This window comes from Pseudomonas sp. TE31087, assembly GCF_057284075.1.
The window spans coordinates 5,324,940-5,347,665 of sequence record NZ_JBXVNN010000001.1 but is presented as its reverse complement, the minus strand read 5'-3'; the positions used below and the strand labels follow the sequence as shown (position 1 = coordinate 5,347,665).

Genomic DNA, 22,726 nt, shown 5'->3' with positions numbered 1-22,726 from the left:
CCCCGGGTTATTTGTCGAAAGGTTTCACAAAGGTGATTTTAGGCTCTTTGACCGGACCTTCGACGCGATAGTGCACACTGGCGAAACGCGCGACCCGGTCACCGATCAGGCGGTCAACCAGGAACAACGCGCCGCCGATCGCCGGCGCGCCGACGATCAGCGCGGCCAGCGGCAGGTTGTTGGTCACCGGCAGCGTCACCAGCAGCTTGGCATCGACCCGGTCACGAACGAAGTCCATGGTGCCGTCGAGCTCGAAGTTGCTCGACGGCCCGGTGACGGTGATCGGCTCACGGGTCACGTAGACCCCTTCGCTGGCCACCAGCAGGCCCTTGACCCGGTCATAGGCCAGGCCCTTGCTGAACAGGTCGGAGAAGTCCAGGCGCAGGCGCCGGCCGATGGAGTTGAAGTTGAGCAGCCCGAACACCCGCAAGGCCTGGGCGCTGCCCTCGACCTCGACGAACTGGCCGCTGCGCAGGGCCGCGTCGAGGCTACCGGAATAACGGTTGAGGCTGACCCAGGCTGGCGAACCCGGCCAGCGGCCGTCCACGTCCATGCGGAAGTCGCGGCTGGTGACGGTGGGCGCGAAGCCCCAGGCCTTGAGCACATCGCCCAGGTTCTTGCCGTCCAGCCGCCCCTTGTACCAGCTCGAACTGCTGCCCGGCTCGCCTTCCCAGCCACCGCTGCCATCAATGTGCAGCCCCTTGAGGTCCAGGTCGACATCGCTCATGGCCATGCCTTTGGCGGTCTGGCGCAGTTTCAGGTTGACACTGCCGAACAGGTCGTCGCCGCGGTACAGCTTGTCGATGGTCAGGTCCAGCGGCGGCACCTTGCGCGGGTCGACCCCGACCAATGGGTCCGGCGCGTTCTCGTCCTGGGCTTCATTCGGGTCGGCCGGCGGCAGGCGCAGGCTCTGCAGGCGGACGGTCATGGGCGTGGCCTTGGCATCGGGAATACGGGCGTTGCCGATGATTTCCTGACTGTCCAGGCGCAGGTCCCAGGCCGGGCCGCCGCGCATCAGGCGGATCACCGCCTGGTTGAGGTCCATGCCGAAGGCCTTGAGCTGGCCGATGCTCAGGTCCACGCTCTGCAGGTTCTGCCGGGCGCTGCCACCCGGATCCTTGCCGGCCAAGCGCTCCATCTGCTGCTGCCAGGGTGCCAGGTCCAAGGCCTCGAGCCGGCCACGCACGCGCAGGCCCTGGCCGCTTGGGAGGCTGGCTTCGCCCGTGCCCAACAGCAGCTCGCCACGCCCCTGGGCCAGCTTGTCGGCCGGCGCGGCGTAGGCGAAGCGGGCAAGGTCTGTGTAGCTGGCATCGACGCGCCGCTCGGGGCCTTGCAGGGTCAGGCCGAAACGACTGTCGCGGGTTTCCCCGGCAGCCTTGCCGAAAGGCGCCGGCAAGTCGATGGCCAATCCTTTGAGCGAAGAACTGACGCTCAAGCGGTTGTCGCGACTGCCGAGTGTCACCTGCAACTGATAGGGCAGCTCACCGGAGGCCGGCAGCGGTTGCTGGTACTGCAACCAGTCGGTCAGGGCCTTGAGGCCGACCTGGCCATTGGCGTTGATGCGGGTCTGAATCTGCCCACCCTGCCCTTCGGCGGTGATCTGCGCGGTCACCGGCTTGCCGAAGGCGTGCAGGCTGATGTCCTTGCCGCTCAGCCCTTTGTCGAAATCGAAGGTGAAGTCGCCTTTGAGCTGGGTCAGTTCCAGGCTGGGCGGCGCCACTTTCAGGGTCGCGTCGCGGGTCGCGAAGTCCACCAGCACCTTGGGCCGCTGCCCATGGGCCAGGGGTATATCGAGCTTGACCTTGCCTTTGAGCGGGCCTTCACCGTCCCAGCCAGCGAAGATCTCGCCCGTACCGATGGGCGCTTCCTTGAGGATCTTCAGGCCATCGCCGAGGCTGCCGTCGAAGTCGCCATCGAGGAACAGGTGGCTGTGCTGATCGCCCTCGACATGGGGAATGTTGACGCTGACATCGCTGACCTGGGTATCCAGCAGCAGCCCTTTGCGGGCCTGGATGCGCACGCCGGTGTCCTCGATGTAGACATTGCCGTCGACCTGCTGCACCTGCGGCCAGCCCGGCTGGAAATCCAGCGCGGCGTCGTGGACCTTGAAGAACAGGCTGATATCGCGGGCATGGGGCGGCGCGTTGTGATGCAGCGAGCCCTGGTACTGGAAGTAGCCCTCGTCGACATTGCCCTTGACGATGGCACTGCGCAGCCATTCGTCCAGGGCCGGGCTGAGCACCTCGGGCAGGTATTTGGCGGTGTAGCGACCGTCGCCCTCGGTAAGGCCTACGCGCAGGTCCATGTAGTCTTCGTGGCCCGGTTGCAGGTGGATGCGGATGAGGAAGTCCGCGGCGATCTTGCCCTCGTCGCCCAGCACCTTGATGTAGGGGGCGACCAGGGTGAAGGCTTCCTTGTCCAGGGTCCAGGTCAGCCGTGCGTTGGCTTTCGGGTAATGCCAGGGTTTGCCGAAGATCGGATACAGATGCAGCATGAAGGCCTGGGTATCCAGGCGCAGCTCGCCGTGCCCGAGGTCACCGCTGATGGCGCCGCTGACGTTGCCGGCGGCCGGCGCCCCGTGATAGGCGTCGAAGCCGACTTTCTCCAGGTTGGCGGCGAACTGCAAACGCTGGTCGCCCTCGGCCTTGGGGCGGATATCCAGGCGCACGTTGCGCAGGGCGCCGGTCACCTTGAGCGCGTCGACCACCGTCATCAGCTTGTCCGGCAACGGCGCCAGGGCGTCGATCACCGGGGTCAGCGGGGTCAGGTCGAGGCGATCGGCCTGCACCTGCCAGCTTTCCTCGGCCGGGCTCTGACCAGGACGCTGCACCAGTTGCAGGTGCGACTCCCAGCGGTTCTTGCCCAGGCTCATGGCCAGGGAGTCGACGACGACGTCAAAGCCCTGGTCCTGGCGCTGGAACCAGGCCGACAGGGCCAGGTTGTCCAGGGTGATGGCCTTGCGCCCGGTGTAGGCGCCCTTGAGCTGCGGGGCGTTGAGACGAACCATCGCCTGCTGCAACTGCCCCTTGTTCCAGTCGATCCAGAACTCGCCACCGGCGCGCAGGGTGTCGGCCTGCCACTGGCCCAGCAGCTGCGGCGGCAGCCAGCGCGCCCAATCGCTTTGCGGCAGGCTCAGGTAGGCCTGCACGCGACCGTCGCGCCAGGCCTTGGGCGGTGGCGCGGCTGTTCAGGCTCAGGGCCAGGGGCTGGCCATCGGGCAGCGTGGCGCGCAGGTCGACGCTCTGGCGCGACGCGCCAGCCTGCAATCCCAGGCTGACATAGGTGAGGGTCAGCGGATCACGCTGCCAGGGATGCAGGGTGACCTGGCTGTCGAACACATCGATCCGCCCCAGTTGGCGCAGGCGCTTGAGCGCATCGGCCGGATCGAGCGGCGCATCATCCTTCTGCGGCAGGCCTTCGAGGGTCCAGGCGCCCTGCTCGCTCTCGCGCAGGATCAGTTGCAAACCACTGAGCTGGATGCGCGCCAGGCGCACTTCGCGGGCCTTGAGGCTGGCCCACAGGTCGGGCACCAGCTTGACGTCGTCCAGGCGCAAGGCCGCCTTGCCTTCGCCCAGCTGCAAGTCGCGTACGCGCAACACCGGCGCCAGGCCACTCCAGCGCCCCTCCAGGGCACCGACGTGCACGGGCATGCCCAAGGCCTGTTCGGCCTTGAGTTCGGCGTCGGCTCGGTATTCGGCGACCAGGGGTACCAGTTGCCGACCGAGGCTGACATACAGCGCCACCAGCACCGCCAGCAGGGCGCAGATTCCCAGCCCCCAGCGGGTCAAGGCGCCCAGAACGCGGGTCAGACGTTCCATGGCCATGGCCCTCCAAGTCGTCCCTTAACTATGGCCGGTGAATAGCGCTTTGCCAGCCCGTCCATGGGGCGACCGCCATTAGCGAAGGTCAGAGCAGCACCACATCGTATTGTTCCTGGGAGTACATGGACTCCACCTGGAAGCGGATGGTTCGCCCGATGAACGTCTCCAGTTCGGCGACGTTGCCCGACTCTTCATCGAGCAGGCGGTCCACCACCTTCTGGTTGGCCAGTACCCGATAGCCCTCGGCCTGGTAGGCACGGGCCTCGCGCAGGATCTCGCGGAAAATTTCGTAACAGATCGTCTCGGGGGTCTTCAGCTTGCCGCGCCCCTGGCACGCCGCGCAGGGTTCGCACAGTACCTGCTCAAGGCTTTCGCGGGTGCGCTTGCGGGTCATCTGCACCAGGCCCAGCTCGGTGATGCCGATGATGTTGGTCTTGGCATGGTCACGTTCGAGCTGCTTCTCCAGGGTCCTGAGGACCTGGCGCTGGTGCTCCTCGTCCTCCATGTCGATGAAGTCGATGATGATGATCCCGCCGATGTTGCGCAGGCGCAGTTGCCGGGCAATGGCGGTGGCGGCCTCGAGATTGGTCTTGAAGATGGTTTCCTCGAGGTTGCGATGGCCGACGAACGCCCCTGTATTGACGTCGATGGTGGTCATCGCCTCGGCCGGGTCGACCACCAGGTAGCCGCCGGACTTGAGCGGCACCTTGCGCTCCAGGGCGCGCTGGATCTCGTCTTCCACGCCATACAGGTCGAAGATCGGCCGCTCGCCAGGGTAATGCTCCAGGCGATCGGCGATCTCCGGCATCAGCTCGGCAACGAACTGCGTGGTCTTCTGGAAGGTTTCCCGCGAGTCGATGCGGATCTTCTCGATCTTGGGGTTGACCAGGTCGCGCAAGGTGCGCAGGGCCAGGCCAAGGTCCTCGTAGATGACCACCGGCGCCCCGCAGGTCTTGATCTGCGAGCCGATCTGCTCCCACAGGCGGCGCAGGTAGCGAATGTCCTGAAGGATGTCCTCGGCACGGGCGCCCTCGGCGGCGGTGCGCAGGATGAATCCGCCGGCGTCCTTCATGTCTTCCTGGGCCATGCAGTCGGTGACCACCTGCTTGAGGCGCTCACGCTCGGCTTCTTCCTCGATCTTCAGGGAAATGCCGACATGGCTGCTGCGCGGCATGTACACCAGGTAGCGCGACGGAATCGACAGCTGGGTGGTCAGGCGCGCGCCCTTGCTGCCGATGGGGTCCTTGGTGACCTGCACCACCAGCGCCTGGCCTTCGTGCACCAGCGCGGTGATGTTCTCCACCGCCGAACCTTCGCGCTGGGAGATCTCCGAGGCGTGGATGAACGCCGCCCGCTCCAGGCCGATGTCGACGAATGCCGCCTGCATGCCCGGCAGGACCCGCACCACCTTGCCCTTGTAGATATTGCCGACGATGCCACGGCGTTGGGTGCGCTCAACGTGCACCTCCTGCAGGACGCCGTTCTCCACCACCGCCACGCGTGACTCCATCGGGGTGATGTTGATCAGGATCTCTTCACTCATGGCAGGCTCTCGTCAAAGGTCTCGGGTAATGATGGATCGCTGCGGGATGGCTGGCTAGGCTCTAAACGACCCTAGCGTGGTGTCGTATCCTCTTGCTGCTGCCAACAAGGGATGGCGAACTGCTCGAGCAGCTCGGCGGTCTCGCTCAGGGGCAGGCCGACCACGGCCGAGTAGCTGCCCTCGATAGCGCTGACGAACACCGCGCCCAGGCCCTGGATGGCATAGCCGCCGGCCTTGTCGACCGGTTCGCCGCTATCCCAGTAGCGCAGCGCTTCCTCGAAGGAGATGGTGCGAAAACGCACGGTGGTGCTGACGCAACGGCTGATGCTGCGCTGGCCGTCGGTCAGCGCGACGGCGGTGAGCACCTGGTGCTCGCGCTTGGACAGGTCGCCAAGCATGGCCAGCGCCTGCTCGCGGTTCTCCGGTTTGCCGAGGATCTGGCCATCGAGCACCACGGTGGTGTCGGCGCCCAGTACCACTCCGGCGCCGTCGGTGTGGGCGAAGCCCGCCACGGCCTTGGCTTGCGCCAGACGTTCGACATAGGCCGCCGGGGCTTCACCCGGCAGCGGGGTTTCATCGATGGGTGCGCTGACGACGGTGAACGGCACGCCGATCTGGGTCAGCAGTTCACGCCGGCGCGGCGAGCCGGAGGCCAGGTACAGCTGAGTCATGTGGACATCTCCCTGTCAGTGGCGGCGGGTCGTCAGTGAATGTGCAGGCGAACGCGCAGGCCGCGCAGGGCGAAGCTGACCCAGGGCCAGAGCAAGGCGCTGATCACCGCCGACCAGACCAGGGCCAGGGTCGGCAGGCGATTGCCGGTGAGCGCGCTTAGCCACAGCTGGATCAACTGGGCGATGCCGAAGATCACCAGGATCACCAGGCTCTGCTGCCACATGGGGAACATGCGCAGGCGCTGCTGCAACGACAGCACCAGGAAGGTGATCAGGGTGAGAATCAGGGCATTCTGGCCAAGCAAGGTACCGTACAGCACATCCTCGGCCAGGCCGAGCAGGAATGCCGTGGTCATGCCGACCTTGCCGGGCACGGCGAGGGTCCAGAAGGCCAGCAGCAGGGCCAGCCACATGGGCCGGAACACTTCCATGAACTGCGGCATGGGCGAGACGCTGAGCAACAGGCCGATGGCGAACGTCAGCCAGATGGCCCAGCCGTTTCTGCTACGGGTGCTGGCCATTATTGTCTCCGGGGTTGAGCGGGCGCGGCAGCCGGTTGGACCGGCGCCGGGCTGGTCGTCGTAGGCGCAGCCGCAGGAGCGGTGCCAGGCGCAGGCTGCGCGGCATGGGCCGGTGCGGGCGTGGCCGCCGGCGGAGTGTGGCCGGCGCCCTGGCGGTCGGCCTCTTCCTGGGCAATCGCCGCCTCGGTGGCGCGCTCTTCCGGCGTGCGCCGGTCGCTGAACACCAGCAGCATGTAGCGGCTGCGGTTGAGCGCGGCGGTCGGGATGGCGCGGACGATGGCGAACGGCTGGCCGGAGTCGTGGATCACTTCATTGACCGTGGCCACCGGATAACCAGCCGGGAACCGCTGGCCCATGCCGGAGCTGACCAGCAGGTCGCCTTCCTTGATGTCGGCGGTGTCGGCCACATGGCGCAGTTCGAGGCGCTCCGGGTTGCCGGTGCCGCTGGCGATGGCGCGCAGGCCGTTGCGGTTGACCTGCACCGGAATGCTGTGGGTGGTGTCGGTGAGCAGCAGCACCCGCGAGGTGTACGGCATCAGTTCGACCACCTGGCCCATCAGGCCGCGGGCATCGAGCACCGGCTGGCCAAGGAACACGCCGTCGCGCTCGCCCTTGTTGATCAGGATGCGGTGGGTGAAGGGATTGGGGTCGACACCGATCAGCTCGGCGACCTCGACCTTCTCGTTGACCAGCGCCGAGGAGTTGAGCAACTCGCGCAGGCGCACGTTCTGCTCGGTCAGGGCCGCCAGCTTCTGCAGGCGCCCCTGCAACAGCAGGGCCTCGGTCTTGAGTTTCTCGTTCTCGGCGATCAGCTCGGTGCGGCTGCCGAACTGGCCGGCCACACCTTGCCACATGCGCTGCGGCAGGTCGGTGATCCAGTAGGATTCCATCAGCACCAGGCCCATCTGGCTGCGCACCGGCTTGAGCAGGTCGAAGCGCGAATCGACCACCATCAGCGCGACCGACATCACTACCAGCACGAGCAGGCGAACGCCCAGCGAGGGGCCCTTGGAGAAAAGCGGTTTAATGGGCCGTTCCTCGTGGACGACTCAGGAGGTCATGGGACATGGGGCAATGCACCGGCCTGCTGCGGGTTGACGGAAACGGCGCCCGGGCGGGCGCCAGCACAGCGCATACAGGTAGCACTGTGCGTGCCACCTGTAAACCTGAGGATGCTACTGCACAGCGATCACTCGCTGGAGAGCAGGTCCATGGCGTGCTTGTCCATCATCTCCAGCGCACGACCACCGCCGCGGGCGACACAGGTCAGCGGGTCTTCGGCGACGATCACCGGCAGACCGGTTTCCTGGGCCAGCAGCTTGTCGAGGTCGCGCAGCAGCGCGCCACCGCCGGTCAGCACCAGGCCGCGCTCGGCGATGTCCGAGGCCAGCTCGGGCGGCGACTGCTCCAGGGCGCTCTTGACCGCCTGGACGATGGTCGCCAGGGATTCCTGCAGCGCTTCGAGCACTTCGTTGGAGTTCAGGGTGAAGGCACGCGGCACGCCTTCGGCCAGGTTGCGGCCACGGACGTCGACTTCGCGCACTTCGCCGCCCGGGTAGGCGGTACCGATTTCCTGCTTGATGCGCTCGGCGGTGGACTCGCCGATCAGGCTGCCGTAGTTGCGGCGCACGTAGGTGACGATGGCTTCGTCGAAGCGGTCGCCGCCGACGCGAACGGACTCGGCGTAGACCACGCCGTTGAGCGAGATCAGGGCGATTTCGGTGGTACCGCCACCGATGTCGACGACCATCGAGCCGCGGGCTTCTTCAACCGGCAGGCCGGCACCGATGGCGGCGGCCATTGGTTCTTCGATCAGAAATACTTCGCGGGCACCGGCACCAAGGGCCGACTCACGGATGGCACGGCGCTCGACCTGGGTCGACTTGCACGGCACGCAGATCAGCACGCGAGGGCTGGGCTGCAGGAAGCTGTTTTCGTGCACCTTGTTGATGAAGTACTGCAACATTTTTTCACAAACGCTGAAGTCGGCGATCACGCCATCTTTCATCGGGCGAATGGCCGCGATGTTGCCAGGCGTACGGCCCAGCATGCGCTTGGCTTCGGTACCGACTGCGACGACGCTTTTCTGGTTGCCGTGGGTGCGGATGGCAACCACCGAGGGCTCATTCAGGACGATACCGCGCTCACGCACGTAAATAAGGGTGTTGGCAGTACCCAGGTCGATGGACAGATCGCTGGAAAACATGCCACGCAGTTTCTTGAACATGGGAAAGTGACCCTGGGGAAAGCGTGGGTAAAAAAGTGCGGCAAACTCTAACAATGGCAGGGATTTTGGGCAAGGAGCCAATATGTTAAATTGGCTGTTTTTCCGAGCATGCCTGCCGATGATCGCGGCCCTTTGACCGCCAGAATCCCAGCATGTTCCTCATTTGCGGACTCATTCCGTCTGTCGTTTTCCTGGAGATCCCCATGGCGCTTCAACGCTCCGACGTGGAAAAGATCGCCCATCTGGCCCGCCTGGGCCTGAATGAGGGCGAATTGCCACGCACCACCGATGCCTTGAACAGTATTCTCGGGCTGGTCGACCAGATGCAAGCCGTCGACACCACCGGCGTGGAACCCCTCGCCCACCCGCTGGAGACCACCCAGCGCCTGCGTCCCGACCAGGTCACCGAAAGCAACCAGCGCGACCGCTACCAGGCCGTCGCCCCGTCGACCGAGAACGGTCTGTACCTGGTTCCGAAAGTCATCGATTAAGGGATAGCGCCTGCCATGCATCAACTCACTCTGGCCGAGATCGCCCGTGGCCTCGCCGACAAGTCGTTCTCCTCGCAAGAACTGACCGGCGCCCTGCTGTCGCGCATCAAGCAGCTCGACCCGCAGCTCAACAGCTTCATCACCGTCACCGAAACCCAGGCCCTGGAGCAGGCGCGCGCCGCCGACGCCCGTCGCGCCGCCGGCGAGACCGGCGCGCTGCTGGGCGCGCCGATCGCGCACAAGGACCTGTTCTGCACCAACGGCGTACGCACCAGCTGCGGCTCGAAGATGCTCGACAACTTCACCGCCCCGTATGACGCCACCGTGGTCGCCAAGCTCGCCGAGGCCGGCATGGTCAGCCTGGGCAAGACCAACATGGACGAGTTCGCCATGGGCTCGGCCAACGAGTCCAGCCACTACGGCGCGGTGAAGAACCCGTGGAACCTCGAGCACGTGCCGGGCGGCTCGTCCGGCGGTTCGGCCGCCGCCGTGGCCGCGCGCCTGCTGCCGGTCACCACCGGCACCGACACCGGCGGCTCGATCCGCCAGCCGGCGGCGCTGACCAACCTCACCGGCCTCAAGCCGACCTACGGCCGCGTGTCGCGCTGGGGCATGATCGCCTACGCCTCGAGCCTCGACCAGGGCGGCCCGCTGGCCCGCACCGCCGAGGACTGCGCCCTGCTGCTGCAAGGCATGGCCGGCTTCGACGCCAAGGACTCGACCTCGGTCGACGAGCCGGTGCCGGACTTCAGCGCCAACCTCAACGCCTCGCTGCAAGGCCTGCGCATCGGCCTGCCGAAGGAATACTTCGGCGCCGGCCTCGACCCGCGCATCGCCGACCTGGTCCAGGCCAGCGTCAAGGAGCTGGAAAAGCTCGGCGCGGTGGTCAAGGAAATCAGCCTGCCGAACATGCAGCACGCCATCCCGGCGTACTACGTGATCGCCCCGGCGGAGGCTTCCTCCAACCTGTCGCGTTTCGACGGCGTGCGCTTCGGCTACCGTTGCGAGGATCCCAAGGACCTCACCGACCTGTACAAGCGTTCCCGTGGCGAAGGCTTCGGTGCCGAAGTGCAGCGCCGCATCATGGTCGGTACCTACGCCCTGTCGGCCGGCTACTACGACGCCTACTACGTCAAGGCGCAGCAGATCCGCCGCCTGATCAAGAACGACTTCATGGCCGCCTTCGCAGAGGTCGACGTGATCATCGGCCCGACCACGCCGAACCCGGCCTGGAAGATCGGCGCCAAGGCCGGCGATCCGGTCGCCGAGTACCTTGAAGACCTGTACACCATCACCGCCAACCTGGCAGGCCTGCCAGGCCTGTCGATGCCGGCCGGCTTCGTCGACGGCCTGCCGGTGGGCGTGCAACTGCTGGCCCCGTACTTCCAGGAAGGCCGCCTGCTCAACATCGCGCACCGTTACCAGCAAGTCACCGACTGGCACACCCGCGCCCCCAACGGCTTCTGAGGAGTTCACACATGCAATGGGAAGTTGTGATCGGGCTGGAGATTCATACCCAGCTCGCCACCCAGTCGAAGATCTTCTCCGGCAGCGCCACCACCTTCGGCTCCGAGCCGAACACCCAAGCCAGCCTGGTCGACCTGGGCATGCCCGGCGTGCTGCCGGTGCTCAACCAGGAAGCCGTGCGCATGGCGTGCATGTTCGGCCTGGCGATCGATGCCGAAATCGGGCCGCGCAACGTATTCGCGCGCAAGAACTACTTCTACCCCGACCTGCCCAAGGGCTACCAGATCAGCCAGATGGACCTGCCGATCGTCGGCAAGGGCCACCTGGACATCGCCCTGGAAGACGGCACCATCAAGCGCATCGGCGTGACCCGCGCGCACCTTGAAGAGGATGCCGGCAAGAGCCTGCACGAAGACTTCAACGGCGCCACCGGCATCGACCTGAACCGCGCCGGCACGCCGCTGCTGGAGATCGTCTCCGAGCCGGACATGCGCAGCGCCAAAGAGGCGGTGGCCTACGTCAAGGCCATCCACGCTCTGGTGCGCTACCTGGGCATCTGCGACGGCAACATGGCCGAAGGTTCGCTGCGCTGCGACTGCAACGTCTCGATCCGCCCGAAGGGCCAGACCGAGTTCGGCACCCGCTGCGAGATCAAGAACGTCAACTCGTTCCGCTTCATCGAGCGGGCGATCAACAGCGAGATCCAGCGCCAGATCGACCTGATCGAGGACGGCGGCAAGGTGGTGCAGGAAACCCGCCTGTACGACCCCAACAAGGACGAGACCCGCTCCATGCGCAGCAAGGAGGAAGCCAACGACTACCGTTACTTCCCCGACCCTGACCTGCTGCCGGTGGTCATCGAACCGAGCTTCCTCGACAGCGTGCGCGCCGCCCTGCCGGAGCTGCCGCCGCAGAAGGTCGAGCGCTTCCAGAGCCAGTACGGCCTGTCGGCCTACGACGCCAACGTGCTGGCCTCCAGCCGCGAGCAGGCCGACTACTTCGAGCAGGTGGTGAAGATCGGCGGCGACGCCAAGCTGGCCGCCAACTGGGTCATGGTCGAACTGGGCAGCCTGCTGAACAAGCTGGGTGTCGAGATCGACCAGTCGCCGGTCAGCGCCGAGCACCTCGGCGGCATGCTGCTGCGCATTCGCGACAACACCATCAGCGGCAAGATCGCCAAGACCGTGTTCGAGGCCATGGCCGCCGGTGAAGGCGATGCCGACGGCATCATCGAAAGCAAAGGTCTCAAACAGGTCACCGACACCGGCGCGATCGACAAGATGCTCGACGAGATGCTCGCCGCCAACGCCGAACAGGTCGAACAGTACCGCGCCGCCGACGAGGCCAAGCGCGGCAAGATGTTCGGCTTCTTCGTCGGCCAGGCGATGAAGGCCTCGAAAGGCAAGGCCAACCCGGGGCAAGTGAACCAATTGCTCAAGGCCAAGCTCGAAGGGTGAACCTGATCGCGGGGCAAGCCCGCTCCTACAGGTTCACGCTGCACCTGTAGGAGCGGCCTTGTGCCGCGAAAGGACCGCGTAGCGGTCCCAGTGCCTGAATCGGAGCATTCGACTTGATCAAGCGTTCCCTCACCACCCTGACCCTCTTCTCCCTCCTGGCCGGCTGCGCCAGCCATGACATCGACCCGCGCGGCTACGACCAGACCGGCACCGCCTCCTACTACGGCGCCCGCCACCACGGCAAACGCACCGCCAGCGGCGAACCCTTCAACCAGCACGGCCTCACCGCCGCCCACCGCAGCCTGCCTTTCGGCAGCCGGGTACTGGTCACCAACCTGTCCAACCAGCGCAGCGTCGTGGTGCGCATCAACGACCGTGGCCCGCATACCCGTGGCCGACTGATCGACCTGTCACGGGCCGCCGCAGAAAAAATCGGCATGCTCCGTAGCGGAACCGCGCGAGTCCGGGTACAAGGTCTGAGCGATTGACCTGACTGGAGCCCTCGCCATTTTCGACCTGGCCACCCTCCCCGCCTTCAGCCTGCTGCAACTGGGCCTGGGCCTCATGCTGCTGATCATCGGCGCCGAACTGCTGGTGCGCGCCGCCCTGCGCCTGGCCGGCCGCCTGCATGTGCGCCCACTGATCATCGGCCTGAGCCTGGTGGCTTTCGGCAGTACCGCGCCACAGCTGACCGTGAGCCTGCAGGCCGCCTACCAGGGCGCGCCGGACGTGGCGCTGGGCAGTGTCGTGGGCAGCAATATCTTCAACGTACTGGTGATCCTCGGCCTGGCGGCACTGATCATTCCGCTGCGCGTGTCGCGCCAACTGGTGCGCCTGGACATCCCGCTGATGATCCTGGCCAGCGCCCTGGTGTACCTGCTCGCGCTCAACGGCCAACTCGGGCGCCTGGAAGGCACCCTGCTGCTGCTTGGCCTGCTGGGCTACCTGGCCATGCTCTGGCATCAGTCGCGCCACTACGCCCGTACCTACCCCGCGCCGAGCACCACGCATGCCAGCCCGCTGCGGTTCTGGAGCAGGACAGTACTGCAGGTTGTCGTGGGCCTGGGCCTCTTGAGCCTGGCCGGCCATCTGCTGCTAGAGGCCGTGGTCGAGGTGGCCACCGACCTGGGCCTGTCCGAGCGCATCATCGGCCTGACCGTTGTTGCCGTGTGTACCTCGCTCCCGGAGCTTGCCGCCGCACTGATCGCGGCCCTGCGCGGTGAACGGGAGATCGCCGTAGGCACGGTGATTGGCAGCAACCTGTTCAACCTGCTGGCAGTGCTGGGGTTCACTGCAGTGATCACCCCCGAACCCTTGTCGATCTCACCCAACGCCCTGGACTTCGACCTGCCGGTGATGCTCGGCGTCGCCGCCCTGTGCCTGCCGGTGTTCTATTCCGGCTACCGGGTCACCCGCGCCGAAGGCCTGGTGTTCCTGTGCCTGTACCTGGCCTACGGCCTGCACGTGGTGGCCTTCACCACCGGGATGCCGCTGGCCGGACGCCTTGAACGACTGATGCTGTTCTATGTGATGCCCGTGCTCGGGGTCGTGCTGCTGTACACCACGGCCCGCGCCTGGCGCCGCCAACACTAAGGAAAACAACATGGCTGACACGAAACAGACCGGCGAAAGCATTCGTCGCCAGGTGATGGGCGATCACTTCGTCGATCGCGCCCTGGGCAACGCGACCGCATTCACCCAACCGCTGCAGGACTTCGTCAACGAACATGCCTGGGGGAGTGTCTGGGCCCGTGACGGGCTGCCGCTGAAGACCCGCAGCCTGATCACCCTGGCCACCCTGACCGCGCTCAAGTGCCCGCAGGAGCTCAAGGGGCACGTACGCGGGGCGCTTAACAACGGTTGCAGCGTTGAGGAGATCCGCGAGGCGCTGCTGCATTGCGCGGTGTATGCCGGGGTGCCGGCGGCGATCGATGCGTTTCGGGCGGCGCAGGAAGTCATTGATAGCTATCAGGCGAGTTCTAGCGATTAAGGGCGGGCGCCCTGGCCTCGTGACTGTTACCTATGTGAGTGAACTTTTGTGTAACCCATGTGGGTGATCCAAATATTGGTTGCCCGCGAAGACGCCCCTGAGATCACACAGTTGCAACTAGCGAAAGCTGCGCCAGCCCAGGCGCCGCCCGTGTCTTCGCGACTTCAGGAGGCCGAACGCAGGCCTTGCGGAGGGAGGTGACGGGCATGGATGCCCGTCAAGCGCTGGGGCCCAGGATGGGCCCTGCAGCGCGGTCCTCCTGGGAGCAAGGCCGGAGTGAGGGGACCCGGAGCGAAGCGGAGGGCCGGATGAATGGAGCGCAGCGTTTTTTGGTTACTTTTTGTCGCGTTTGACAAAAAGTGACTCGCCGTTGGGCGAAAAGGTGACTATGCGTCGATATCGTAAATGAATGCGTTTACAACAATAAAAACCTACGCCGACCGTCTTTGATTTTGACTTTGACTTTTAAATAGTTTGTTTTAAAAGTTATATGCGCATTCATTTGCGATGGTGACGCAAAGTCACCTTTCCGCCCTTACGGCGGCTCACTTTTTGAAGGATCAAAAAGTAAGCAAAAAATCCTCGCTCCATTCATCCGGCCCCTACGCTTCGCTCCGGGGTTCCCTCGCTCCGTTCTTGCTCCCGGGAGGACCGCGCTGAACGCCCCATCCTGGGGCGCAGCGCTTGACGGGCATCCATGCCCGTCACCTCCCTCCGCAAGAACTCCGCTCGGCCTCCTGAAGTCGCAATTGGCGTTGCCTGAACTATCGCGCACTTAGAAGCAACAGCAAGATCAAGATCAAGATCAAGATCAAGATCAAGAGATGCGAAGTTGGAGGTTAGATCATTGGCAATGTGTTGACTGCCTGCGATGGCAACCGAGAGATTGAAAACAGACTTGAATGACCATAATACGCCATCCAAGCCTGCTCGGTTTCAGGACACCATGAACATCCCGAAACCGAACTGGATCAAATCAGGCCTGCCGCGCCTTCTTCATCCGGAACGCCACCCACAACACAGCAATCCACGCCGGAATCAACATCACCGAAATGCGAATCGGCGGGGTCAGGTACATCACCACCAGGATCAGCACGATGAACGCCAAGCACAGGTAGTTGGTCAGCGGATGCCCCAGGCTACGGTAGAACGGCTGAATCCCGGCCGCCAGCTTGGCCTTGCGGAACTTCAGGTGGGTAATACTGATACTCGCCCAGTTGATCACCAACGCCGACACCGCCAGGGCCATGAGCAGGCCGAAGGCTTCGCCCGGCATCAGGTAGTTGATCAGCACGCACAGGCCGGTAGCGAAGGCCGATACGCCCAGTGCGGTGAGCGGCACGCCACGACGGCTGACCTTGAGCAGCTGGCGCGGCGCGTCACCCTGCGTGGCCAGGCCGAACAGCATGCGGCTGTTGGCGTATACACAGCTGTTGTAGACCGACAGCGCGGCGGTCAGCACCACAATGTTGAGGATCGTCGCCACCAGGTCGCTGTCCAGCTCGTGGAAGATCATCACGAACGGGCTGCCGCCCTGCACCACCTTCTGCCACGGATACAGCGACAGCAGTACGGCCAGCGCGCCGATGTAGAAGATCAGGATGCGATAGACCACCTGGTTGGTGGCCTTCGGGATGCTCTCACGCGGGTTGGCCGCCTCGGCGGCGGTGATGCCCACCAGCTCCAGGCCGCCGAACGAGAACATGATCACCGCCAGGGCCATGATCAGCCCGGTGACGCCATTGGGGAAGAAGCCACCGTATTGCCACAGGTTGGCGACGCTGGCATCCGGTCCGCCATGGCCACTGGTGAGCAGCCAGGCGCCGAAACCGATCATGCTGACGATCGCCACCACCTTGACCAGGGCGAACCAGAACTCCATTTCGCCGTACACCTTCACCTGGGTCAGGTTGATGGCGTTGATCGCCACGAAGAAGATCGCCGCCGTGGCCCAGGTGGGGAAATCCGGCCACCAGTACTGCACGTAGATGCCCACTGCGGTGAGCTCGGCCATGCCGACCAGCACGTACACCACCCAGTAGTTCCAGCCCGAGACGAAACCGGCGAACTCGCTCCAGTACTGGTGCGCGAAGTGGCTGAAGCTGCCGGCGACCGGCTCCTCGACCACCATCTCGCCCAGCTGGCGCATGATCAGGAAGGCCATCAGGCCAGCGACGGCGTAGCCCAGCAGCACCGACGGGCCTGCTAGCTGGATGGTCTGGGCGATGCCCAGGAACAGCCCGGTGCCGATGGCTCCGCCCAGCGCGATCAGCTGGATATGGCGATTCTTCAGCCCGCGCTGCAAGCGCTCGGGCGTGCTCTGGTCTTGCATGAAGTGTCCTTTAGGTGAGGCAGTGTTATTGGTTTTGCTTGCAATCGACTAGATCCATCCACCCCATTGCAAGAAGAAAATCCCGATGTTCGTGGTGACGGCGGCCATCAGCGTGGTGATCACGATGATCGACGCCGCCAGTTCATGGTTGCCGTTGGCCTCCCGCGCCATCACATAACTGGCCGCCGCGGTGGGGCTGCCGATGTAGAGGAACAGGATGCCAAGCTCCGCACCGCGAAAACCGCACAACCAGGCGCCCAGCGTTCCCAGCACCGGCAGCCAGACCATCTTCACCAGGCTGACGTCGAAGGCCAGCCGGCCACTGTCGCGCAGCGCCGCCAGTGACAGGGTGCCGCCGATGCAGATCAGCGCCAGCGGCAGGGTCATCTGCGCCAGGTAATCCCCCGAAGTCAGCAGCCAGTTGGGCAACGGCACCTGACCATAGGCCATGGGCGTGGCCACCAGCACGCTGATGATCAACGGGTTGCTGAGGATGCTCTTGCAGATGCTCCACGGGTCGGACTTCAGGTCCGGGCTGTACACCGCCAGGACCACCGCCGACAGCGAGTTGTACATGAGGATCACCAACCCGGCCAGCACCGCGCCGAGGGATATACCGTAGTCGCCATACAGGCTGGCCGCCAGTGCCAGGCCGATCACGCCGTTGTTGCCGCGAAACGCGCCTTGCGTGTAGACGCCCCGGTCCGCCCGCGGGCAGCGCCAGATCGCCAGGCCCCAGGCCAGGCCGAAACACGCCAGCGTCGCGACCACGAAGTAGAGGATCACCCCGGGCTTCACCGCCGCCGCCAGGTCGGCGTGGTAGATGCCGAGGAACAGCAGCGCCGGCATGCACACGTTGAACACCAGCTTCGAGGCGACCCGGTTGAAGTTGTCGTCGATCAAGCGGATGCGCTTGAGCAGCACGCCCATGAACAGCATGGCGAACACAGGGGCCGTGATGTTCAGTGTCTGGATGAGAAGGGCAAGCATGCAACGTGTTCCCGGGAAATACCGTCAGGGGCGCCATCATACGTGAGAGCCGGGGGAGTTGCGCCCGCCACAGCAGCCAGATACCCGCACAAAGAGGTCTTGACGTAGGAATTTTCCTGAATATAGTAAGAATTACTGTATATGTATACAGTATAAAAATGGACGATCCAGACATTGCAAGGAGCAAATCATGTCAGGAATGCACACAACGCCTGTGGCCGCGAAGGCCCAGGCAACGCTGGTGGTCGCCGACCTCGAGCAGTTGTTCGAGGAACAGGGCGTCGCCCTGCCCGGCACCGACAGCCATCTGATGCTGGTCATGCATGGCCACCACACCGTCAAGTACCACCGCCTTGCGCCGCCACCGGCTCGCGGCCCATCCGCACGGCGCGGGCCGGAGCTGTTCTTTGAAGGCGGCGAACACACCGCCATCGGCGACAACACCCTGCTGCGCTTTGAAGCGGGTCAACCGGGTATCCCCGCCCACCAGTCGCCGCTGCCGTTGCCCAACGGCCTGAGCCTGACCTATGGCCAGGTAATCGCCCTGGGCGGCGACTTCTACGGCTTGCCCGAGCGCCCGATCGCCGATGGCGCCAACGACGCCGAGCGGATCGAACGCTTCACCCAGGCCTTCGACTCCCTGGCGCGCCTGCCGGCGGCCAAGGCGGAAGCCGAACAGATCCTTGCGGTCATGCAGGAAGAAATCGGCGCCGCCAACCAGGCCATCAAGGACGGCCGCCAGCCCCACGAGGCCTATGACGCGCTGGGTGACAGCCTGTCGGCACGCTGGAACCGCATCACCGGTGGCGGCAGCTTCGCCTCCGACCTGTTCCCCCTGGGCCGCTACCTGAAACTGGCCGCCAGCAACTGGGACCACTTCGGCCCCTGGGCGCTGGCGGCCTACCAGGCCGGCCACGCCGCCGCCCTGCAGCAGGCATTGAAAGCCCGCGCCAGCGGCGAGGAGCGCGACCTGCAACTGGCCTATGCGATGAACGCCTTCGCCGACCACTTCCTCACCGACCTGTTCTCCGCCGGCCACCTGCGGGTGCCGCGCAAGGCCCTGGCCGATACCGTCACGCCGAGTGACGTCGGCTCGCTGATCTCGCGCTTCATGCACGACGAGGACAGCAAGTACGGCCTGGCCGTGCGCAATGCCGAAGGCGAGCAATGGCGCGCCTACGGCGACAAGCGCTACTTCGACAGCGTCGATGTGGCCAACCGTCGCCAGGTGGGCCGCGCCGTGCAACGTTCGGCCGACGAGGTGTTCCAGGCCTTCGCCGAAGGCCACGCGCCAGCGGCGAAGGACTTCGCGGCGCTGCGCCTGGCGCCCGACCTGCGGGCCGCCGAGCAGGACCTGGTACCCGGCAACTTCGCCCCGCTGTACGTCCAGGACGGCAAGGCCGTGCTGCGACGCAAGGACGTCAACGACCTCAACGACCGCAACCGCATCGGCGACTGGTGGGGCTGGAGCACATACCTGCTGCTCAAGGACTACAAGCCGAACAAGCCCACCGGTTTCATCGATGCCCCGGCCACCTCGCCAGCGATCACCGGCTGGGAGCGCCGCGAGCCCGATGGCCTGAACTGGCAGCGCGGCAACGCGGTGCGCTACGCCTTCAGCGTCACCGACCAGCTCAACGAGTCGTACATCGGCCCGTGGAGCGCCTATGTCGAGTTGACCGACCAGTTCCACCCGAGCGTGCAAGTGCCGGCGGACGGCAAGCAGCGCGGGCGCAACCTGTTCCGCCAGTTCCGCGGCGGTTCACCGGAACTGATCGCCAGCCTGGACGGCAAGACCACGCTCTATATCGATCGCAACGCGTGACAAGGAGGTCACCGATGAATATCAAGGTCAAACTGGAACTGGCTTCGGGCCAGTCGATGGAAGGCATGCCGCTGGAGTTGCTGCGTGCCGGCAAGGTGATTGGCCGGGCGAAAGTGCCGCCAGGGGAACAGGTGGCGTTCGAGGCGCCATCGGGGGCAGGACAGCTGGCGGTGCGGGTTGATCGCTCGGGGGTGAAAGGCTGATACAAGGCCGGGCCTCTCATCAGATCATGCGCAATCCCTGTAGGAGCGGCCTTGTGCCGCGAAAGGGCCGCAAGGCGGCCCCGGCGGTTTCAGCGTTCCACCGAGATAGGGGCTGCTGCGCAGCCCTTTCGCGGCACAAGGCCGCTCCTACAGGAATATGCGTCAGCGCCGAACCGGGCGCTTCTGCAACTTGCGCTGCAGCGTGCGCCGGTGCATCCCCAGCGCCCGCGCCGTAGCGGAGATGTTGCCTTCGTGCTCACCCAGCACCCGCTGGATGTGCTCCCACTGCAGGCGATCCACCGACATCGGGTTTTCCGGCACCAGGGTGTCCAGGTCGGTGTGCTCCGAGAGCAGCGCCGCCAGCACATCGTCGGCGTCCGCCGGCTTGCACAGGTAATTGCAAGCCCCGCGCTTGACCGCCTCGACCGCCGTGGCGATGCTCGAGTAACCGGTCAGGATCACCACGCGCATCTCCGGGTCCAGCTCCAGCAGCTTGGGCAACAGCACCAGGCCCGAGTCGCCTTCCATCTTCAGGTCCAGCGTGGCGTAGTCGGGCAAGTCCTGCTCGGCCAGTTTCAAGCCTTCCTCGGCGGAACCCGCGGTGCTCACACGGAACCCACGACGCGACATAGCCCGGGCCATCACCCGAGTAAAGGTGGCGTCGTCATCCACCAGCAGCAGGTGCGGCAGTTCTTCGCCTTCGACCTGGTTTTCTTCGCTCATCATGCATCTCCTCGCTTGCCATGGGGCAGGCGCAATTCGGTCAGGGTGCCACCCTGCTCATGACTATAGAGTTTCACCGAACCGCCCGCACGCGTCACGCTGGCCTTGCTCAAGAACAGGCCCAGGCCGAAGCCTTTGCCCTTGGTGGTAATGAAGGGTTTGCCGATCGCCTCGGCGATGGCCGGCGGCACGCCGGGGCCGTGGTCGCGGATGCTGATGACGATGTCATGGGCATCCCAGTCCAGGCGCACTTCCAGGTCATCCGGGCAGGCATCGGCGGCATTGTTCAACAGGTTCAGCAGCGCCTGGGTCAGGTCCGGCGGCGGCGTCAGCCGCGGCACCACGCCATCGCGCAGGCGCTGGAAGCGGTAGCTGGCCTCGGGGCGCATCAGGTGCCAGCGGTTGAGCGCCTCGTCGAGCCAGGCGGTGACGTCCTGCTCGACGATCGCCAGCCGTCGGTTGGCCTCGGCGGCGCGCACCAGTTGCTGCAAGGTTTCCTTGCACAGCTTGACCTGGTCCTGAAGGATCTGCAGGTCCTCCTGCAACAGGGGGTCGGCGTGATCCTGGCGCATCTCGTTGAGCAGCACGCTCATGGTCGCCAGCGGTGTGCCCAGTTCATGGGCAGCGCCGGCTGCCTGGGTGGCCACGGCCAGCAACTGCTCGTCGCGCAGGCTCTCTTCGCGACGCTCGGCGCGCAGGTTTTCCTGCCGACGCAGCTCCTCGGCCATGCGCGCGGCGAAGAAGGTGATCACCCCGGCGGCCAGGGCGATACTCAGCCACATGCCGTAGACCTGCATGGTGTCACGCGCCAGCGGCAGCGTCTCCAGAGGATAGTACTGCACCAGCAGCAGGCTGTAGGCCACCAGCGCAATGCCCGAGAGCACCAGCGAGTAGAGCCACGGCAGCGTGCGTGACCGCGGCGATCGCCAGCGGTACCAGGTAATAAGAGACGAAGGGGTTGGTCGATCCACCCGAGTAATAAAGCAGGGCGCTGTGGATCAACAGGTCGCAGGCCAGCTGCAGGGCGTACTCGAGTTCGGTGACCGGCAGCGACAGGCGCAGGCGCAGGGCGGTGAACGCACACAGCAACGATGACAGGGCCAGCGTCACCGCCAGCGAGAACCACGGCAGCGGCAGCAGTTCGGTCCAGTAGGCAACGCCCACGGAGCCGGCCTGGGCCGCCAGCACGAGAATGCGGATGAAGGTCAGGCGCCAGAGGTTCTGGCGTGTAGCGGACAACGGTTGTGCGACGGCGAGCATGAGCTCTCCCAATGAGTGCTCCAGGAAAATCGGCTGGAGTATACCGAAGCCGGGCGCCTCGCTGCAGCGATGCGGCAAAGCGCCACAGTTTGTCACAGACTCATGATGGCATTTTTGAACCCACTACACTGTTGCCGGTCTGATCGGCCATGCGTGGAACGGATGTCCTCATCCACGCCTTACTTTGCCAAGGAGCTCCACATGCACATTTCCCGTCGCGGCGCCGCCGCCGTTGCCCTGTCCTGCGGCATGCTCGCCAGTCTGCCGGCCCTGGCCGCCGATGAGCCTCGCTACAACCAGGTGTCGCTGCGCGCCGAAGTCAGCAAGGAAGTGGCGCGCGACCTGATGGTCGTGACGCTGTACAGCGAAGCCCAGAACAGCGACCCGGGCAAGCTCGCCAAGGAGATCACCGAGACCATGAACAAGGCCGTGCAGCAGGCCCGTCAGGTCAAGGACGTGAAGATCAGCCAGGGCAGCCGCAACAGCTACCCGATCTACGACACCAAGGGCCAGAAGATCACCGGCTGGCGCGAGCGCGCCGAGCTGCGCCTGGAAGGCGCCGACTTCCCGGCCCTGTCCAAGCTCACCGGCGAGCTCCTGCAAGACCTGAAAATGGGCGGCATGGACTTCTCCATCGCCCCGACCACGCGCAAGTCCAATGAGGACGAGCTGCTCAAGGACGCCGTCGCCGCCTTCAAGGCCCGCGCCCAGCTGGCCACCGAGGCCCTGGGCGGCAAAGGCTACAAGGTGGTCAGCCTGAACCTCAACAGCAGCGGCTACCCACGTCCGTACCTGCGCAGCGCACCGATGGCGATGATGGCCAAGGGCGCCGCCGACGAGGCCGCGCCAGCGCCGGATATCGAGGCGGGCACCAGCGAAGTCAGCATGAGTGCCGATGGCCTGATCGAAGTCCAGGCCCCCTGACCCCTCCAACTGGATGTCCGAGTCGCGTAAAGCGTCTCGGACAGCAGTTTCAGACCTTTCCTACGCACCAAACGGGTGCGTCTGCTTGTCACATAAAGTGCGAAATATCTTGTAATTTTCGCCCTTTTCTCCCGCGCAAACGATCAACATTCGCCAAAGTTATATGGATGCGACATCCATGTACGTCCGTACCACAAAATTGGCGCCAACCATCCCGCTGAGTGTTGCATTGGGAACACCCCCTGCATAAGTATCCGCAGGTCGGCTCACGAGGCCGCCTC

Annotated in this window: 17 protein-coding genes and 2 pseudogenes; 9 read left to right on the top strand and 10 right to left on the bottom strand. The window is 65.0% G+C overall.

What is annotated here, in order from left to right; translation table 11 throughout:
• Positions 1-7: 7 nt before the first annotated feature.
• From ACZ899_RS24160 to mreB, 6 genes and pseudogenes are all read right to left on the bottom strand, one after another.
• Positions 8-3,818, bottom strand: a pseudogene (locus ACZ899_RS24160) (YhdP family protein).
• Between the two features lie 88 nt (positions 3,819-3,906).
• Entirely contained in the window at positions 3,907-5,364 is a 1,458-nt protein-coding gene (rng, locus tag ACZ899_RS24155) for a ribonuclease G (protein ID WP_050704083.1), read from the bottom strand.
• A gap of 71 nt (positions 5,365-5,435) precedes the next feature.
• A complete protein-coding gene (locus ACZ899_RS24150; protein ID WP_028689642.1) occupies positions 5,436-6,035 on the bottom strand; it encodes a Maf family protein in 600 nt (199 codons plus the stop codon).
• A 32-nt stretch (positions 6,036-6,067) separates the two neighbouring features.
• Positions 6,068-6,556 carry a rod shape-determining protein MreD gene (gene mreD, locus ACZ899_RS24145; RefSeq protein ID WP_028689641.1) on the bottom strand — a complete coding sequence of 163 codons (489 nt, stop codon included), beginning with the start codon at positions 6,554-6,556 and terminating at the stop codon, positions 6,068-6,070.
• Positions 6,556-7,584 carry a rod shape-determining protein MreC gene (mreC, locus tag ACZ899_RS24140; RefSeq protein ID WP_203652596.1) on the bottom strand — a complete coding sequence of 343 codons (1,029 nt, stop codon included), beginning with the start codon at positions 7,582-7,584 and terminating at the stop codon, positions 6,556-6,558. Before mreC ends, mreD begins: the two co-directional genes overlap by 1 nt.
• A gap of 161 nt (positions 7,585-7,745) precedes the next feature.
• Entirely contained in the window at positions 7,746-8,783 is a 1,038-nt protein-coding gene (gene mreB, locus ACZ899_RS24135) for a rod shape-determining protein MreB (RefSeq protein ID WP_003255163.1), read from the bottom strand.
• A gap of 203 nt (positions 8,784-8,986) precedes the next feature.
• Between mreB and gatC the strand changes: the two genes are divergently transcribed.
• The 6 genes from gatC (at position 8,987) to ACZ899_RS24105 (ending at position 14,188) form a co-directional block, all read left to right on the top strand.
• Positions 8,987-9,274 carry an Asp-tRNA(Asn)/Glu-tRNA(Gln) amidotransferase subunit GatC gene (gene gatC / locus ACZ899_RS24130; protein ID WP_028689639.1) on the top strand — a complete coding sequence of 96 codons (288 nt, stop codon included), beginning with the start codon at positions 8,987-8,989 and terminating at the stop codon, positions 9,272-9,274.
• Between the two features lie 15 nt (positions 9,275-9,289).
• Entirely contained in the window at positions 9,290-10,741 is a 1,452-nt protein-coding gene (gatA, locus tag ACZ899_RS24125; protein WP_203650796.1) for an Asp-tRNA(Asn)/Glu-tRNA(Gln) amidotransferase subunit GatA, read from the top strand.
• Positions 10,742-10,752: 11 nt separating this feature from the next.
• Positions 10,753-12,198 carry an Asp-tRNA(Asn)/Glu-tRNA(Gln) amidotransferase subunit GatB gene (gene gatB / locus ACZ899_RS24120; RefSeq protein ID WP_050704079.1) on the top strand — a complete coding sequence of 482 codons (1,446 nt, stop codon included), beginning with the start codon at positions 10,753-10,755 and terminating at the stop codon, positions 12,196-12,198.
• Between the two features lie 113 nt (positions 12,199-12,311).
• Entirely contained in the window at positions 12,312-12,686 is a 375-nt protein-coding gene (locus tag ACZ899_RS24115) for a septal ring lytic transglycosylase RlpA family protein (protein ID WP_052896239.1), read from the top strand.
• Between the two features lie 61 nt (positions 12,687-12,747).
• Positions 12,748-13,791, top strand: a complete 1,044-nt coding sequence (locus ACZ899_RS24110) for a calcium/sodium antiporter (protein WP_234560427.1) — start codon at positions 12,748-12,750, stop codon at positions 13,789-13,791.
• 10 nt (positions 13,792-13,801) lie between these two features.
• The gene (locus ACZ899_RS24105) at positions 13,802-14,188 is read left to right on the top strand and encodes a carboxymuconolactone decarboxylase family protein (protein ID WP_234560390.1); all 387 of its coding nucleotides are present in this window, start codon (positions 13,802-13,804) and stop codon (positions 14,186-14,188) included.
• 976 nt (positions 14,189-15,164) lie between these two features.
• Here the strand turns inward: ACZ899_RS24105 and ACZ899_RS24100 are convergent.
• Both ACZ899_RS24100 and ACZ899_RS24095 read right to left on the bottom strand, forming a co-directional pair.
• Complete coding sequence (locus ACZ899_RS24100) at positions 15,165-16,520, bottom strand: amino acid permease (RefSeq protein WP_110735705.1); 1,356 nt, start codon at positions 16,518-16,520, stop codon at positions 15,165-15,167.
• Between the two features lie 48 nt (positions 16,521-16,568).
• The gene (locus tag ACZ899_RS24095) at positions 16,569-17,510 is read right to left on the bottom strand and encodes an AEC family transporter (protein WP_234560391.1); all 942 of its coding nucleotides are present in this window, start codon (positions 17,508-17,510) and stop codon (positions 16,569-16,571) included.
• Positions 17,511-17,700: 190 nt separating this feature from the next.
• Between ACZ899_RS24095 and ACZ899_RS24090 the strand changes: the two genes are divergently transcribed.
• The gene (locus ACZ899_RS24090; RefSeq protein ID WP_234560392.1) at positions 17,701-19,335 is read left to right on the top strand and encodes a phospholipase; all 1,635 of its coding nucleotides are present in this window, start codon (positions 17,701-17,703) and stop codon (positions 19,333-19,335) included.
• Positions 19,336-19,349: 14 nt separating this feature from the next.
• The gene (locus ACZ899_RS24085) at positions 19,350-19,538 is read left to right on the top strand and encodes a hypothetical protein (RefSeq protein ID WP_234560393.1); all 189 of its coding nucleotides are present in this window, start codon (positions 19,350-19,352) and stop codon (positions 19,536-19,538) included.
• Positions 19,539-19,700: 162 nt separating this feature from the next.
• Here the strand turns inward: ACZ899_RS24085 and ACZ899_RS24080 are convergent, their stop codons facing one another.
• Together ACZ899_RS24080 and ACZ899_RS24075 are read right to left on the bottom strand one after the other, a co-directional pair.
• A complete protein-coding gene (locus tag ACZ899_RS24080; RefSeq protein ID WP_023632665.1) occupies positions 19,701-20,261 on the bottom strand; it encodes a response regulator transcription factor in 561 nt (186 codons plus the stop codon).
• Positions 20,261-21,521 (bottom strand): annotated as a pseudogene (locus tag ACZ899_RS24075) (ATP-binding protein). The gene ACZ899_RS24080 and the pseudogene ACZ899_RS24075 overlap by 1 nt, the downstream one beginning before the upstream one ends.
• Positions 21,522-21,722: 201 nt before the next feature.
• On the opposite strand from ACZ899_RS24075, the gene ACZ899_RS24070 reads away from it, so the two are divergent.
• Positions 21,723-22,445, top strand: a complete 723-nt coding sequence (locus ACZ899_RS24070; protein WP_234560394.1) for an SIMPL domain-containing protein — start codon at positions 21,723-21,725, stop codon at positions 22,443-22,445.
• Positions 22,446-22,726: the final 281 nt, after the last annotated feature.